The organism is Desulfosediminicola sp. (assembly GCF_048381775.1).
In the GTDB taxonomy this organism is placed as follows: Bacteria; Desulfobacterota; Desulfobulbia; order Desulfobulbales; family Desulfocapsaceae; genus Desulfopila; species Desulfopila ganghwensis.
The window spans coordinates 301,649-316,725 of sequence record NZ_JBLXGE010000006.1 but is presented as its reverse complement, the minus strand read 5'-3'; the positions used below and the strand labels follow the sequence as shown (position 1 = coordinate 316,725).

At 48.6% G+C, this 15,077-nt stretch carries 12 protein-coding genes and 1 tRNA gene; 11 read left to right on the top strand and 2 right to left on the bottom strand.

Annotated elements, in window-relative coordinates; all coding sequences use genetic code 11:
* Positions 1-142: 142 nt before the first annotated feature.
* Complete coding sequence (locus ACN5NT_RS12540; RefSeq protein ID WP_136798111.1) at positions 143-2,110, bottom strand: phosphoenolpyruvate carboxykinase (GTP); 1,968 nt, start codon at positions 2,108-2,110, stop codon at positions 143-145.
* Between the two features lie 930 nt (positions 2,111-3,040).
* Positions 3,041-3,127, bottom strand: a tRNA-Leu gene (locus ACN5NT_RS12535).
* Between the two features lie 96 nt (positions 3,128-3,223).
* Here ACN5NT_RS12535 and ACN5NT_RS12530 point away from each other — a divergent pair.
* The 11 genes from ACN5NT_RS12530 (at position 3,224) to aprA (ending at position 14,925) form a co-directional block, all read left to right on the top strand.
* Positions 3,224-4,195: a bifunctional riboflavin kinase/FAD synthetase gene (locus ACN5NT_RS12530; RefSeq protein ID WP_136798110.1), complete on the top strand. Its 972-nt coding sequence runs from the start codon at positions 3,224-3,226 to the stop codon at positions 4,193-4,195.
* A gap of 215 nt (positions 4,196-4,410) precedes the next feature.
* Complete coding sequence (locus ACN5NT_RS12525) at positions 4,411-5,040, top strand: tetratricopeptide repeat protein (protein ID WP_136798109.1); 630 nt, start codon at positions 4,411-4,413, stop codon at positions 5,038-5,040.
* Between the two features lie 36 nt (positions 5,041-5,076).
* Positions 5,077-6,216, top strand: a complete 1,140-nt coding sequence (locus ACN5NT_RS12520; RefSeq protein ID WP_136798108.1) for a DVU0298 family protein — start codon at positions 5,077-5,079, stop codon at positions 6,214-6,216.
* A 2-nt stretch (positions 6,217-6,218) separates the two neighbouring features.
* Positions 6,219-6,827, top strand: a complete 609-nt coding sequence (locus ACN5NT_RS12515; RefSeq protein ID WP_136798107.1) for a tetratricopeptide repeat protein — start codon at positions 6,219-6,221, stop codon at positions 6,825-6,827.
* Positions 6,828-6,848: 21 nt separating this feature from the next.
* Positions 6,849-7,514 (top strand): riboflavin synthase, encoded by a 666-nt coding sequence (locus ACN5NT_RS12510; protein ID WP_419175627.1) that lies wholly within the window; start codon positions 6,849-6,851, stop codon positions 7,512-7,514.
* A gap of 48 nt (positions 7,515-7,562) precedes the next feature.
* The gene (locus ACN5NT_RS12505) at positions 7,563-8,771 is read left to right on the top strand and encodes a bifunctional 3,4-dihydroxy-2-butanone-4-phosphate synthase/GTP cyclohydrolase II (RefSeq protein WP_136798105.1); all 1,209 of its coding nucleotides are present in this window, start codon (positions 7,563-7,565) and stop codon (positions 8,769-8,771) included.
* Positions 8,772-8,834: 63 nt separating this feature from the next.
* The gene (gene ribE / locus ACN5NT_RS12500) at positions 8,835-9,302 is read left to right on the top strand and encodes a 6,7-dimethyl-8-ribityllumazine synthase (RefSeq protein ID WP_136798104.1); all 468 of its coding nucleotides are present in this window, start codon (positions 8,835-8,837) and stop codon (positions 9,300-9,302) included.
* A 147-nt stretch (positions 9,303-9,449) separates the two neighbouring features.
* Complete coding sequence (gene nusB / locus ACN5NT_RS12495) at positions 9,450-9,875, top strand: transcription antitermination factor NusB (RefSeq protein ID WP_419175626.1); 426 nt, start codon at positions 9,450-9,452, stop codon at positions 9,873-9,875.
* A 118-nt stretch (positions 9,876-9,993) separates the two neighbouring features.
* A complete protein-coding gene (locus ACN5NT_RS12490; RefSeq protein ID WP_419175625.1) occupies positions 9,994-12,129 on the top strand; it encodes a DNA translocase FtsK in 2,136 nt (711 codons plus the stop codon).
* Between the two features lie 300 nt (positions 12,130-12,429).
* A complete protein-coding gene (gene aprB / locus ACN5NT_RS12485) occupies positions 12,430-12,846 on the top strand; it encodes an adenylyl-sulfate reductase subunit beta (protein ID WP_136798101.1) in 417 nt (138 codons plus the stop codon).
* Positions 12,847-12,906: 60 nt separating this feature from the next.
* Entirely contained in the window at positions 12,907-14,925 is a 2,019-nt protein-coding gene (gene aprA, locus ACN5NT_RS12480; RefSeq protein WP_136798100.1) for an adenylyl-sulfate reductase subunit alpha, read from the top strand.
* The last annotated feature ends 152 nt before the right edge of the window (positions 14,926-15,077 follow it).

The following is a 15,077-nucleotide window of genomic DNA, read 5'->3' as shown; positions in this document are numbered from 1 at the left end:
GGTTGGCTGAGTTGGCAAGGTAACTGTTTGTAAGCAAGACGTATTTTTTCCCAAAAAACAAAAAAGGCCGAGGGTGGGGACCCTCGACCTGAATTTTCTGGTATGTAACTCGTTTTCAGAGCGGTGAAAAAGCTGTTTCCGCCTAAGGCTGACTCAGGATCAGGTCATCAGCACTGACAACACTTCCGTACTTGGCCTTGAGATCAATAAGCGCATTTCTCTGCCTTTGGTAAACCTCAAAAAGCTCGACAGGGATGCCAGTCTCTTTCTGGTAGGCGTCGGTTTGAAGATCAATCCTTCCGACTATATTATCCACATAGAGGGCAAACTGCATGTTGTAGAGAGCTTTAGGATATTCCTTGTCAATTCCATTGAAGAGTTTCTTCAGGTCTTCATATTTCGGAATCAAGCCGATCGGGGTTTCGATGGCCTCTACATCTCCGTGTGCATAGAGTTCAAGCCAGCCGAGCCAGGCGCGCACATCCCGTTTTTCACCAAGCAACCCGGTCCCTGAACCACCTCTGTTCTCATGGGTGAGGAAATAGTTGAGTCCGGCCATGATTGGTCTGTCAGAATCGGAAAACTCGGGTGAATTGAAAAAGATAAACTGAGCTTTCATGTAATCGGCAAGAGCACCGGGGATAAAAGGTGCGTTCGCCCAGGGTTGTCTGCGTACACCGGAGGCGCCCACCTCGGTAGCCGTGGCCTTTGATACGATGGAAGCGCCTATCACAACACCCTCGTTCATTGACTTGGCAACCCAGACGGGTGGCATGGTATCGGCATCACGACCGGAATACGTAATAATTTTTACCGGCACTCCCTCAGGGGATTCGGAGATCTCGGTGGCATGATTGGCGATGGCGGATGCAAGCAGGGTGCAGCGTGAATTTTTGTGTGACATGGGAACTGGCTTGCCGTCTGAGTTGAGTTTGCCATTGTACCACTCACCCTGAAAGTTTATGCCTCTCTCTGGTACAGGCTCACCGTTACCGACCCAGTGCGGTACACCTTTATCATCTATCAGTACGTTGGACCAGATTACTTCGGTGCCGTCACCACGCAGGCAATCCATCAAGTACGGGTCACCTTCCCGGTTAACATCCTCGACTATGCCAAAAATACCCTTTTCAGGGTTAATTGCCCGTAAAGAACCATCCTTTGCGATCCACATCTGGGCCAGATCATCCCCGACAAAGTCTGTACCGACCATGGCTGTGGTTGTCTTGCCGCATCCGGAAGGGGCAGCACCGGCGAAGAAGGTTTTTCTGCCGTTGGGACCGGTCAGGCCTGTGATAAACATGTGCTCGGAGATTTGCTCGCCAAGTTTGTAATAGGTCGCGTAATCGACAGAAAACCGGTGATTACCTTTTTTAAGCAGCAGGGTATTACCTGCATAAGTACAGAAGGTAGAAAACGTGGTTTGCCAGCTTCTGTCCATAAGAATCCGGGCATTGGGTACATCTTCCGGGGTATTATTACCTTCGGCGTGCACGTTGGTGTAAAAAAGTCCGGCTCGTTCAGTTTCCTTGTCAAAAGCCTCGTAGCAGTTACGATAGAGGAGCTCGGCAGAATGCATAACATAGGATGAAGAGGAGATTTCTATGGCTGGGATGGCAGCTTCAGCTCCGACAGGACCGCGTGCGTAAAAGCCAATCATCATGACCTTATTGGCCATAACGCCGGGCATGAATTCTTTTACGTAGTCCAGAGCCTCGTCACGTAAGAGCGATTTTGCCAGCGAACTCATCTGTTCGCCTTCGTTGATGATGTAATAGGTCTGATTCACCAGTCGGGCCTGGTCCTGAGGCAGGTCAAAGTGAATGGTGTGGCCTGGCTTGGCAAGCTTGGCTTCTTCACCTTTTTGCAGGGAATACTCACGAATCCACTGCTGGTCATCATCGTTGCCGGTATTGATGAAAACTTTCTCAGGGCCGCACATTACAATAGCGTTGGCGATCTTGATGAGAGCATCCTGATTTTTTACAACGGATAACTTTTGCTGGTTGGTTTCGTCAAGTCGCTCGGAAAGAACGGCTTTTGCATCCTCTATGGTAGCAATTCCTCCGACTGCTTCCAGGATATCTACACCTTTTTTGAGTTCAAGCATTCTTGAATTCCTCGATTAGAAAAATGAAATATTTGCTCCATCCGCCTTAAAAATCAGGCAGATGATTAATGTGCGAAGCCTCATATTAGGGTCTTTTCAGAGTGCAGTCAAGGTCTGACTTCGGAGGCGATCGAGGTTGGGTTTCGTTCTAAGTTGTTAAAGTTTCAGGTGTATGTCGGAAAGTGAAACAGTGAAAGGAGCAAAGGAAAGGGCAGCAAACGTTCAGATTTGCTGAAATAACCTATAACTTTTATTGATATAGCCACCCTTGCGGGGTTGTCAGGGTTTTCATTTTCCCTTCAAGAGAATGATGCAGGGTAGTGAAAGTGAAAGTGAAATATTTATTAAATTTTCTTTATATATCAAGAAGAATCGTGCTTGATTATGAAAATATTGGAGTGGAAGGAGGTGGTGGTACCACCATGTAGAAATCAAGTCGGCTCGAAATTCCTGGCAAAATTATTTTAATTACAGATCCTCTGGCAGTTGAGATCGGCTATAGTATCGGGATTTTTTGAAAATGAGTAGTTTTTTTATAACTTATGTACATAGTGTCAGTGTCATCATCAGATCCCTGCCGGGCTTGCTTGTGTTGGGCTGCTGGAGAAAGGGTATGCATTTCCGGCTGGCTGCTCATCCTCCGGATGTTCTAACATGATTGCGTGAAAGGCGATTTCATGATATACGGCATCCTGCTTTTCTGGGCATTCTGTATCTGTGGCCCGAAAAGCAGATTGTACGGATTATCGGACATGGAGAGTATGCCGGGATACGCAGGGCAAGACAAAAGAATATAAAGTTATGCACTTGGTTTAGGATGCAAATCCGCCAGGCCAGCACTGTCTACATTAAGGAAGGAGATTCGATGATGATTTCACTATCAAATAAAAAAAGGGTTACAGTCATGAAGACTGTAACCCTTTATTCATTTGGTGCCGAAGAGAAGACTCGAACTTCCACGGGGATGCCCCCACTAGACCCTGAACCTAGCGCGTCTACCAATTCCGCCACTTCGGCTTGCGACAACGGCCGTGATAATGCTTGATCGTGAGTTTTTTGTCAACACTTTATTTTTCACAAAAGTTAAAAAAATATCAAATTAGTTTTTAAGAAATGAGAATAGTAAGGAAGATTGAGGATATCGACGGACCGCTGGTTAACGCCTGTGTCACCATTGGGAATTTTGATGGTGTTCACCTTGGGCATCAGCAGTTATTTGCCGAAGTTGCGGCCAGGGCCAACAGGCTGAACGGGAAAAGTGTTGCCATAACATTCGACCCTCATCCGCTGCAGGTTCTTCGGCCTGGGGGAATTAAGCTGATTTCCAATTGCGAGCAGAAAATAGAGCTCGTTGAGATGGCCGGTATCGACGTGATGCTGGTCGTCCCATTTACCAAGGAGTTTGCCAAGACAACGGCCGAATACTTCGTCGACGAAGTTCTGCTCGGTGGACTTGGCATGAAAGAGTTGGTGGTGGGGTACGATTATGCCTTTGGGAAAAACCGGTCAGGAAATATCCCCTTTCTCAAAAAGCAAGGGGAAGAGAAAGGATTTTCGGTGACCGTAGTCGAGGCTCAGTATGTAGGTGATATGCTTGTCAGCTCAACCCGTATAAGAACTTTGCTTGCAGAAGGTAACATGGGCGAGGCCCGAAGGCTTCTCGGTCGAAGTTACCAGATCCGCGGTGAAGTACAATACGGAAAACAACGTGGCGGCAAGCAGATCGGCTTTCCCACTGCCAACCTTCGTTTTGCCAAAGAGGACCTGGTGCCTAGGCTGGGGGTATATGTTTCACAAGTTATTTGTGACGGAAAATGTTATGGTGGCATAATCAATATCGGTCGCAACCCCACCTTTGGCGAAGATGAGTTGGTCGCAGAAACACATATTTTCGATTTCAATCAGGATATCTACGGTAAACCTATAAAAGTCAATCTGCTTGAGTTTATCCGCAGCGAACGAAAATTCAGTGGTGTGAAGGATCTCGCCGAACAAATTAGTCGAGACGTTGTGCAGGCTAGACAGGTTCTGGCTCATCAGAGCAAGGAGCTGGTAATCTCCTGCACAGATAAATTCAATAGTTGAACAGGGTCGCACAAATGTGAAAAACCGACTTTTTTCTTCTTGCATGTCGATCGATGGTGTCTATAGTGTAGACCGTTTTTAGGTCTACAAGTAAGCAGCAATGTTGGTCATGCATCTAGCTGATGTTGCTGTACTGACGTGATATAATCCCATCCGGGGAGAGCATAATATGCTTTCATCCGGATGAAAGACATTTTTTAATATTGAGGTGAGCAATGGCAGAGCAACTTAGCGAAGATCTCGTAAAGATCATCGAAGAACTTGAGAAGAAGTGCGAGCAACATCCGGAGTCGTTGATGGCCCATCATCATCTCGGCCTGGTATACATGAAGGCGGGTAGGATTGAAGACGCGATTAAATCCCTTGAAAAAGCTATCGAGATTGATCCCCTGAATGCTGACAGCATGGTAAATCTCGGCGCAATTTTCTTTGGTCAGGGTAAACTCGATAAAGCGAAGGCTCTCAACGAGCAAGCTGTCAAAGTTCAGCCGGAATCAGCACAGGCCTACGCAAATCTCGGCCTTATCTGTCAGCAGAGCAACGAGCTGGAGAAAGCAATCGAGAATTACGACCTTGCTCTGAAATATGACCCTAAACTTGTTACAGCCTGGCTGAACCTCACTTCCGTGCTCACCATGAAGGGCGAAGATGACCGAGCTGTCACCGCGGCCCTCAAGGCTCTTGAGATTGAACCTGACTCTGCACTTGGTCACAATAATCTTGCAGTATCCCTCTATTTCAAGCAGGAATTCGCAGAGGCACACAAGCATATGCTGAAAGCTCAGGAACTCGGATATTCGGTGGATCCAAACTTCAATGCAGCGCTAGCAGAGAAGCTGCAGTAAGCCGAAGTCAGAAATCCACCTTAACAAAGAGTTTCCATGAGTAAGTCAGATATCAAGAATCCGCCGTGGTGCCCGTTTTGCGGGCAAAAGGTAGGACGTCCCGGTGATGCTGCCGAAAGAAAGCTCAATGAGTTCCCGGTAGGTGAATGCCAGTGTGGAGCAATTTATACCAGTGACGCAACCGGCCACAATGTTGGTGCCGCCATGGTTGAGGCGCTGGTTCATGCCTGTAAGGACAACTGGGACTTTGCCTGGGAGTTGCTGCCGGAAGATGATTACCTCACGGGCCGGATAGAGAACTATGATGAGCAGTACCACGAGGTAATGGACAAAGGCAATGTCGATGGTCGCCCGGTCCGAGGTGTTCTCTACTTCGTACGTCTGCACACTGAGATTAAAGACATCGCCAGTCGCATCAAAGCCCGAAAGGAGAATGGTCTCCAGCAGGAAGCTGTACAGCAGATGCTGGATGAGAACCGGCCAGTGGTCGAGCCTGCTCCCGACAAAAACAGGAAGAAGCAGCGGGCCAACAAACGGTTGGTGAAGGAGATGGTCGAGCAGTCTGATGTCGACGGTCTTGTTGCGCTTTGTTTTGACGACAAGAAGACTGTCCGGCTCATGCAACGGTTGCTTTATACTCCCTATGATGACCAGAGGTGGCATGTGGCCTGGATGATAGGCCAGGTAAGTGCCCGAGTTGCGACCCGCGAGCCAGGACAGGTCTCAGAGTTATTACATCGTCTCTATGAGGCGTGCAATGATTCTGCGGCTACCCACTGGGGAATGGTCGAAACGCTTGGGAGCGTGATCGCTGGCCGGCCAGATATCTTTGGAGCCTTTACCAGGTATCTGCTCAATTTCCTGGGCCAGGACACAACCAGAGTACAGGTGCTATGGGCCTTGGGTGAAATTGCGGAAACGAGGCCGGATCTGATCCGTGACACTCCGTTTTTTAACCTTTTTCATTTCCTGGAGCATCCTGATGCGGCAGTCCGTGGTCATGTTGTACGGCTGCTTGGTCGAATCACGGCTTCTGAGGCGTCCATTCAAATTATGGCTTTGTCCGGAGATGAGGCTGAGCTGCTGATCTGGGAGAAAGGCCGTATGATTTCCACTACTGTTGCCAACGAGGCCTCGATCGCGCTTGCGGCAATTCAGGGAGGTAAAAAAGAATAACTATGAGTAATCCGATTCAGAATTTAAATTCCATCGGTCCGATGACCGGTGATAGTGATGATAAGAATAAAAAGCCTGCGGATCCAGTAAAGGCCGATTATGAGGAAGGCAAGCGCTTTCTTGATAACGGTAACCTTTCCCAGGCAGCAATTTCCCTGCATAATGCCCTTCTCGGTTACGAGGAAAAGGGAGATAAGACCGGGATTGCCAATGCAGCTAACCAGCTTGGGCATGTCTGTCTTGCCAAGGGTGATTTCACAGGTGCAGAGAATCATTACAAGCGTGCCTGGGATCTCTGTATTGAATTTGATGATCCCATGAGTCTTATGGCGCTTTCTTCTAAATTTGTAGAGGTATATCGCGGTCAGAAGAACTATGGTAAGGCTGTGGAAGCGTGTTTCGACATCCTCGATACCCATCAGAACAACAATAATCCGCGTGGCAGTGTCGAGTTGCTCGAAACTCTTGCCGGAATTTATATTGAGGCAGAGGAGCCAGCCAAGGCTGCTGATGCGTACAGGACTATCGCTTCAATTCATCGTAATTTCAAGCATGCAGCCACTGCTGATGAATTCGAGCAGAAAGCTAAGGAACTGGAGGCGGGTGCATAGCATCCGTCCAGGCCGGATAATATGTTCACAGGAATAATACAAGGCGTCGGCAAATTACTGGCCAGGAGAACAGTGGGCGGAGGTGTGGCTTTTGATCTCGAAGCAGGCTTTGACCTGGATGAGCCAATGGAAGGCGAATCCATAGCGTGTTCGGGAGCATGTCTTACTGCCTATAATATTACAGGTCGTCGTTTCACCGCAGATGTCTCGCCGGAAACGCTCTCCCGTACCAAGCTTGGGAAGTTTACCGTAGGCGATTCCATCAACATGGAGCGGGCTCTGAAACTCTCAGACCGGCTTGGTGGCCATCTGGTCTCGGGTCATATAGACTGCATGGCCGATGTGAAACGGATAGAGCAGGTGGGTGATTACACTATCTTCACCTTCACCTTGCCCGAAGTTCACTCGAAGTACATAATTGAGAAAGGTTCCGTAACAATAGATGGTATTAGTCTTACTGTTAACAGTTGCGCACCCGGTACCTTTTCTGTATCTATTATTCCACATACCCTCAAGGTTACCACCCTTGGTCAGCTCAAAGCTGGCCATGGTGTAAACATTGAGGTGGATGTGATCGGTAAATATATAGAAAATCTGCTCCTCGCCGGTGGAAGGCTTGCCGGCAACGGTCAGAAAGAGCAGGCTCATATAACCCCGGGGTTCCTAGCCGAACATGGGTTCCTCTAAAGCACCCTTTAGTCGGGTATTGAACTAACCTTTTTACTCGTGAATGCTATGGCAGTAAGTCCTATAGAAGAAGTAATTGAAGATATCAAAGCTGGTAAGATGATCATTCTGGTTGACGATGAAGATCGTGAAAACGAGGGTGATTTATGTATGGCAGCCGAGGCGTGTACCGCCGAGCACATTAACTTCATGGCCAAATACGGTCGTGGTCTGATCTGTCTGACCATGAGTCCGGATATTGTGGACCAGCTCGAATTGCCGATGATGGTCACCAATAATAAGTCACCATACGGAACTGGTTTTACCATCAGCATCGAAGCCCGTACCGGAGTTTCAACTGGTATTTCCGCCGCAGACCGTGCCCGTACCATCGAGGCGGCAGTAGCGCCGGATGCAAAGCCCCGTGATTTGATCAGCCCTGGCCATATTTTCCCGCTAAGAGCCAAAAAAGGCGGTGTGCTGGTTCGTACCGGTCAGACTGAAGGGTCGGTAGATCTCGCCCGTCTTGCCGGAATGCGAACCGCGGGTGTTATCTGTGAGATCATGAATGATGACGGGACCATGTCCCGCATGCCTGACCTCGTCAAATTTGCAGAAGAGCACGACCTGAAAATTGCGACCATCGCTGATCTTGTTGCCTACCGCCTGAAGCAGGATGTTTTGGTACACAGGCAGGTTGAAGCACGTATTCCGACCGAGCATGCCGGTGAGTTCCGTTCTATCGTGTACACCAACGATGTTGATGAGCTTGAGCATCTTGCACTGGTGAAAGGTGATATCAGTAACCAGGATAAAGTTCTGGTGCGTGTCCACTCAGAGTGCCTTACCGGAGATGTGTTCGGTTCTTCCCGCTGCGACTGTGGTCTTCAGCTGAGTGCAGCCATGCAGATGATCGATCAGGAAGGTGCCGGTGTCGTTCTTTACATGCGCCAGGAAGGGCGTGGAATCGGGCTGGTCAATAAGTTGAAAGCGTATAATCTCCAGGATGAAGGTTTCGATACTGTTGAAGCGAACCTCAAACTTGGTTTCGATGCCGACCTGCGTGACTACGGTATCGGTGCTCAGATTCTCCGTGATCTCGGAATTACCCGGATGGCGCTTTTGACCAACAACCCGAAGAAGATTGTTGGCCTTGAGGCGTATGGTCTCGAGGTGGTCGCCCGATTTCCTATTGAGATTGCCGCAGGCGATGAGAGCAAAGGTTACCTCGTCTGTAAGCGCGATCGTATGGGGCACCTTATCGAAGTTGAAGAGTAGGCCGTACTGTTAACCAGATAGCAGTAAGGCTTTATGAGAATAGATATGGCTTAAGGAGAAAAGATGGCTAATTTTATTGAGGGGAACCTCAAAGCTGATGGCAAAAAATTCGGCATAATTGTTGCGCGATTCAACTCATTTGTTGCCGATAAATTGCTTGAAGGCGCAATCGATTCCCTGGTTCGTTCCGGTGCACTGGACAATGATATTGATGTTGTTCGGGTACCCGGTGCTTTCGAGATTCCTCTTGCTGCCAAGAAGCTCGCAGGAACACAAAAGTATGACGCAATCATAACTCTTGGTGCCGTTATCCGTGGCGCGACCCCTCATTTTGACGTGGTTGTCAATGAGGCATCCAAGGGTACTGCCCAGGTGAGTCTTGAAAGCGGCATCCCTGTTCTTTTCGGTGTTCTTACCACCGAGACCATTGAGCAGGCAATTGAACGCAGTGGTACCAAGGCCGGTAACAAGGGTGCTGAGGTTGCCATCGCTGCCATTGAGATGGCGAACCTGCTTGAAAATATTGACTGATATACGCAAAGCAGGAATAGAGAAGTAGTCGGAGGCAGGAATACTGCTTCCGGTAATTTTTAGTACAGGAGGTCTGAAGAAAGGTGTCTGGTCGATATCTGATTTCGACCTCCTGTTCTGGTATTTTAGACACTAAGTTGAAATTTTATGGGAGTTCGTCGAAAAGCCCGTGAGGCCGCCCTGCAGTTCCTCTTTCAAGAGGACTTTATGCTGGAGGAAGGTCACCAGGTAGAAAATTTTTTAGAACGGTTTGATTCTTTCTGTACCTTGTATCAGGTAAACAGGAAAGCACGGCCGTATGCGCAGCAGCTGCTTGGGGGTATCCTGAGGGACCGCATCGACATTGATACCTGTATAGAACAGGCAGCCAGTAACTGGCGGCTGGCCAGGATTGCGGCCACAGATCGCAATATACTGCGTCTGGCTGTTTTTGAGATGATGTCCGATGATGAGATTCCCGATCAGGTAGCAATAAACGAGGCAGTTGAAATCGCTAAGCGATTTGCCGGTGATGAATCTCCGGCCTTCATTAATGGAGTCCTCGACGCTGTAAAAACCTCAATCAGGTCATAGTGCAGTTCCTGAAGATCCTTTGAAACTTGGCGGCCTTGCAATTCTAGTAATTTCCGACTACTTTGCTTGGTTGTTTTAATAGTTATCAATCAGTATCTTCAGGAGCATTCTGCACATTATGACTCAAAACAAAGCGCAGTCTCGCCCCGGATTCAAACAGGAATTCGTGGCTGTTCTCGGCATATTTTCCTCTCTATTTCTTTTCCTGAGCCTTCTCTCAGCAAGTCTTGATACCGGTTCCAACTGGTGCGGCGAGATAGGTCTTCTCATTGCCCAGGTTGTATCCGGTTTTGTCGGCTGGGGTGGGTACCTTCTCACTGTTCTTCTCCTGCTGCTTTCTGCATTATTTTTCAGCCCACGCATGTCTTTTGAGCGTCTTCCTCAGGTTACTCTCGGACTCACAGGCGCAGTGATCTCCTTCTGTGGTCTGCTCTCTGCTACAGCGTTCTATAATCCCGATTATATCGAACTCGGTGGTTTCCTCGGCAGGTCATTTTTCTCCCTCGCCAGCTCGTTGATGGGAAATGGCGGAACTTTGTTGGTTCTGATTTTTATTTTCCTTCTGTCGCTGATGCTTTCAGTCCAGTTTTCACCTTACCGATTGTTGATGCTGATTGGGGCTACTGCTAGAAGATTGTTCAGTTTTGTCGGGAATGCGTCCAGGGGAAAAGAGGATGGTTCTGTCAGGGTTGGGGGCAAACAGAAACTTCTGAAGCCCGAACGTGAGGCGAAACCGGTTGTGGAAACTGCGTTACCGCCGGCAAGCAGCAAACCCGTGGTCAAGGAACTGCCCAAAAAGGTTGTTGAGTCAGCAAAGGATGATGAATTTGCCATGACCCAATTGGCTCGAGGTGACTGGAAACTGCCACCGCTCTCCCTGCTCGCCAAAAACGAGCAGGAGCAGGAGAAGGTTGATCATGAGGTGTATTACAAGGTCTCCAAACAGTTGGAACAAAAGCTCAAGAATTTTGGTGTTTCCGGCAGTGTGGTCGGCATTTCCCCGGGGCCGGTTGTTACCACCTACGAATTTTCGCCGGCACCTGGTATCAAAATAAATAAAATTGTCGGGCTTGCTGATGACCTGGCCCTCGGGCTGAAAGCAAAATCGGTACGCGTGGTCGGCTCCATTCCGGGTAAAGCCGCTCTTGGTATTGAGATTCCTAACGAGAACAGGCAAATAGTCTATATCCGTGATCTGCTTGGTGCGAAACAGTACAGAAGCAACTCTTCAAAGCTCACCATCGCACTTGGTCTTGATGTGATCGGTAATATAGCTGTGGGCAATCTGGCAAAGATGCCGCATTTACTTATTGCAGGTGCAACCGGAGCAGGAAAGTCGGTAGGAATCAACACCATAATAGCTTCAATATTATATAATGCGACGCCTGATGAGGTGCGCTTTTTGATGATTGACCCTAAACGCATTGAGCTGTCAGGGTATGAAGGCATTCCGCATCTGCTTCACCCGGTGGTAGTTGATCCCAAACTTGCTTCCCGGGCATTGAACTGGGCGGTGCGTGAGATGGAACGTCGCTACAAGATGCTTGAAGAAGCAAAAGTGAAATCCTTTGATTCTTACAACAAGACGGCAGAGGAGAAAATGCCGTATATTGTTGTGATTGTAGATGAATTAGCCGATTTGATGATGGTGGCATCCAAGGATGTGGAAGCGGCTATTGCCAGGCTTGCCCAGATGGCTCGCGCCGCAGGTATTCACCTTATTCTTGCAACCCAGAGGCCATCAGTTGATGTTTTGACCGGTCTAATCAAAGCAAACTTCCCTACTCGAATCTCCTTTCGGGTTTCTTCCAAGATCGACTCACGTACTATTCTCGATACCAGCGGGGCAGAACATCTGCTTGGTGCTGGTGATATGCTTTACCTTGCACCGGGAGGTTCGAGTCTGCAGCGGATTCATGGCGCGTATATCTCTGAGAAAGAAACTTCTGAAATTGTCGAGTTTCTCAAAAAGCAGGGAGAGTCGACATATGACGACACGATTATTGAGGAGATTGAAAAAGAATCGGCAGGTGGCGGGGAGAATGGCGATGAGGATTATGACGAAAGATATGATGAGGCTGTCCAGTTCATTACGGAGTCAGGTCAGGCTTCAATTTCTTCCCTGCAGAGAAGGTTACGGGTTGGCTACAACAGGGCCGCAAGAATGATTGAGACCATGGAAAAGGAAGGGTTGGTAGGGCCTGCGGATGGTGCGAAACCAAGGGAGGTACTTGCACGTAAAAGCTACTCGTGACATAGTAAGCTTTAGTGTGAATTCTCTTGACAATAGTATGGCAACCAATTATAAAAAAAATTCGTTAAATAAATGAGGGACCGTTCAGTAGTTTCTTATTGGTTTTACGTGGGTTTATAATCTGTTCATCTGGTAACTAAAACCGCGTAAGTTTCTTGAGGATGTTCACGGCAGTACGGCCTCAATAGGCTTAGCGGGGTTGAGTTTAGATGTTTTATTTTGCAGTACAAGAGTATAGGTTTAGCTGGTCCTGAATTTGTCGGGACCACATTGTTTAAAACTAACTGAGGAGGTAGTTTAATGCCAAGTTATGTAGATCCTTCCAAGTGTGATGGCTGCAAGGGTGGAGACAAGACCGCATGCATGTACATCTGTCCGAACGACCTGATGGTACTCGAAAAAGGCGAAATGAAAGCCTACAATCAGGAACCGGATGCATGCTGGGAGTGCTACTCCTGTGTCAAGATTTGCCCGCAGGGTGCTATTTTCGTTCGTGGTTACGATGACTTCGTACCTATGGGCGGCCAGGTTCACCCAATGCGTAGTGCAGATTCCATCATGTGGACCGTTAAATTCCGTAACGGCGCAATGAAGCGTTTCAAATTCCCAGTGCGTACCACCGCTGAGGGTGCTGCTAACGCATACGTTGGCGAGACAGGTGCGAACCTCGATGACGAGTGTCTCCTTCTCGAAAGCGATCTCCCGACTCCTAAGTAATCGGGAACCGGAATCTAAACTAGAACGCAAAATCTTTGATAGATATAAGGAGATTAAAATATGGCATTACCAAATAAACCCAAAGGTGAGTTGCTTGCAGTTGTCGATCCTGAGGTAGTAGAGCATGATGTTGATGTTCTCATCGTCGGTGGTGGTATGGCTGCTTGTGGAACCGCTTTCGAGATCAAGAAGTGGGCTCCTGAAGATATGAAAATCATGCTCGTGGATAAAGCTTCCCTCGAGCGTTCTGGTGCTGTTGCCCAGGGTCTTTCTGCTATTAACACCTACATTGGTGAGAATCCGATCGAGAACTACGTAAAAATGGTTCGTAACGATCTGATGGGCGTTGTACGTGAAGATCTTATTTACGACTGCGGTCGTCACGTAGATGAGTCTGTTAAACTGTTCGAGGAGTGGGGTCTGCCAGTATGGAAGAAAGATGCTGACGGCGAGAACCTCGACGGTTCCAAGCCTGCTCCAACCCTGCGTGAAGGCGGACAGCCTGTGCGTACCGGTAAATGGCAGATCATGATCAACGGTGAGTCTTACAAGTGTATCGTTGCAGAGCCTGCAGCAACCGCACTTGGCGCAGACAACATCCTTGAGCGTGTATTCATCGTTAAGATGTTGCTTGACAAGAACAAGCCAAACCAGATCGCTGGTGCGGTAGGTTTCTCCACCCGTGAGAACAAAGTACACGTTTTCCGTTGCAAAACTGCAATGGTAGCTTGTGGTGGTGCGGTTAACATTTTCCGCCCACGTTCTACCGGTGAGGGTAAAGGACGTGCATGGTACCCAGTATGGAACGCAGGTTCCACCTACACCATGTGTGCTCAGGTTGGTGCTACCCTGACCATGATGGAAAACCGTTTCACCCCAGCCCGTTTCAAAGATGGTTACGGTCCTGTTGGTGCTTGGTTCCTTCTGTTCAAAGCGAAAGTTGCTAACGGTCTGGGCGAGTTCTACGCAATGGGCGATGCTGCTAAAGAAGAGCTTTCCAAGTTCATGCCTTACGGTCAGTCTGCGGTTACCCCGACCTGTCTGCGTAACCACTTGATGATCAACGAGCTGAAAGAAGGCCGTGGTCCTATCTACATGGCTACCGACGTTGCTCTTAACGCTTTCCTTGACGAGCGTAAAGAAGCAGGTATGGATGAGAAGTCCCTCAAGAAGTTCTGGAAACACCTCGAGTCTGAGGCGTGGGAAGACTTCCTGGATATGTCCGTTGGTCAGGCAGGTCTCTGGGCTGGTATGAACATCGAGCCTGAGAAAGTAGGTTCTGAGATTATGCCAACCGAACCATACATGCTTGGATCTCACTCCGGTTGTTGTGGTATCTGGACCTCTGGTCCGGAAGAAGAGTGGGTACCAGATGTACAGAATGACTCCCGTGCTCACAAGTACAAGTGGGGCTACAACCGTATGACCACCGTTGACGGTCTGTTCACCGCTGGTGATGGTGTTGGTGCTTCCGGTCATAAGTTCTCCTCCGGTTCCCATGCTGAGGGTCGTATTGCTGCTAAGCAGATGGTTAAATTCTGCCGCGACAATGCTGACTTCACCCCAGAGCTCATGCAGACTCCTCAGGAGCTTGCTGATGAGATCTACGCTCCAGTTAAGCGCTACAACGAGTTCAAGGATGCATCTACCGCTGAAGATGTGAATCCGAACTACTGCAAGCCTGCTGGTATGATGATGCGTCTCATGAAGGCTACCGATGAGTACGGTGGTGGTGTTGCTACCTACTACATGACTTCTGGTAAACTTCTGAACATCTGTCTGGATCTCCTCCAGATGCTTCGTGAAGATGCTGAGAAGATGGGCGCTGGTGACCTCCATGAGCTGATGAGAGCTTGGGAGAACTATCACCGCATCTGGTGTGTTGAGACCCATATCCGTCACATCGAGTTCCGTAAAGAGTCCCGTTACCCAGGATTCTACTACAGATCTGATTTCCCGACCTGTGATGACGAGAACTGGAAGTGCTTCGTTAACTCCACCTTCAACCCAGAGACCAAAGAGTGGCTCTGTGAGAAGGTTGAGGTTATCAACATCGTTGAGACCGAACCTTGGATCTAATTGATGGACCCAAAGTGTTAGGTTAGATGTGAAGTAGTACTAAAATCTCCAGGGGTCAGCCGGCTCCTGGAGATTTTTTGTTATAAGGAGACCCTTTTTGGCGTATGCCGGGTAAAGAGTTTGGTAAACTTTGTCCAGCCTAAGCTAAAAAA

Bases quoted from the DNA above. Each gene is read 5' to 3' on its own strand.
- ACN5NT_RS12540 (WP_136798111.1), bottom strand. From the start codon at position 2,110: ATGCTTGAACTCAAAAAAGGTGTAGATATCCTGGAAGCAGTCGGAGGA.
- ACN5NT_RS12530 (WP_136798110.1), top strand. From the start codon at position 3,224: ATGAGAATAGTAAGGAAGATTGAGGATATCGACGGACCGCTGGTTAAC.
- ACN5NT_RS12525 (WP_136798109.1), top strand. From the start codon at position 4,411: ATGGCAGAGCAACTTAGCGAAGATCTCGTAAAGATCATCGAAGAACTT.
- ACN5NT_RS12520 (WP_136798108.1), top strand. From the start codon at position 5,077: ATGAGTAAGTCAGATATCAAGAATCCGCCGTGGTGCCCGTTTTGCGGG.
- ACN5NT_RS12515 (WP_136798107.1), top strand. From the start codon at position 6,219: ATGAGTAATCCGATTCAGAATTTAAATTCCATCGGTCCGATGACCGGT.
- ACN5NT_RS12510 (WP_419175627.1), top strand. From the start codon at position 6,849: ATGTTCACAGGAATAATACAAGGCGTCGGCAAATTACTGGCCAGGAGA.
- ACN5NT_RS12505 (WP_136798105.1), top strand. From the start codon at position 7,563: ATGGCAGTAAGTCCTATAGAAGAAGTAATTGAAGATATCAAAGCTGGT.
- ribE (WP_136798104.1), top strand. From the start codon at position 8,835: ATGGCTAATTTTATTGAGGGGAACCTCAAAGCTGATGGCAAAAAATTC.
- nusB (WP_419175626.1), top strand. From the start codon at position 9,450: ATGGGAGTTCGTCGAAAAGCCCGTGAGGCCGCCCTGCAGTTCCTCTTT.
- ACN5NT_RS12490 (WP_419175625.1), top strand. From the start codon at position 9,994: ATGACTCAAAACAAAGCGCAGTCTCGCCCCGGATTCAAACAGGAATTC.
- aprB (WP_136798101.1), top strand. From the start codon at position 12,430: ATGCCAAGTTATGTAGATCCTTCCAAGTGTGATGGCTGCAAGGGTGGA.
- aprA (WP_136798100.1), top strand. From the start codon at position 12,907: ATGGCATTACCAAATAAACCCAAAGGTGAGTTGCTTGCAGTTGTCGAT.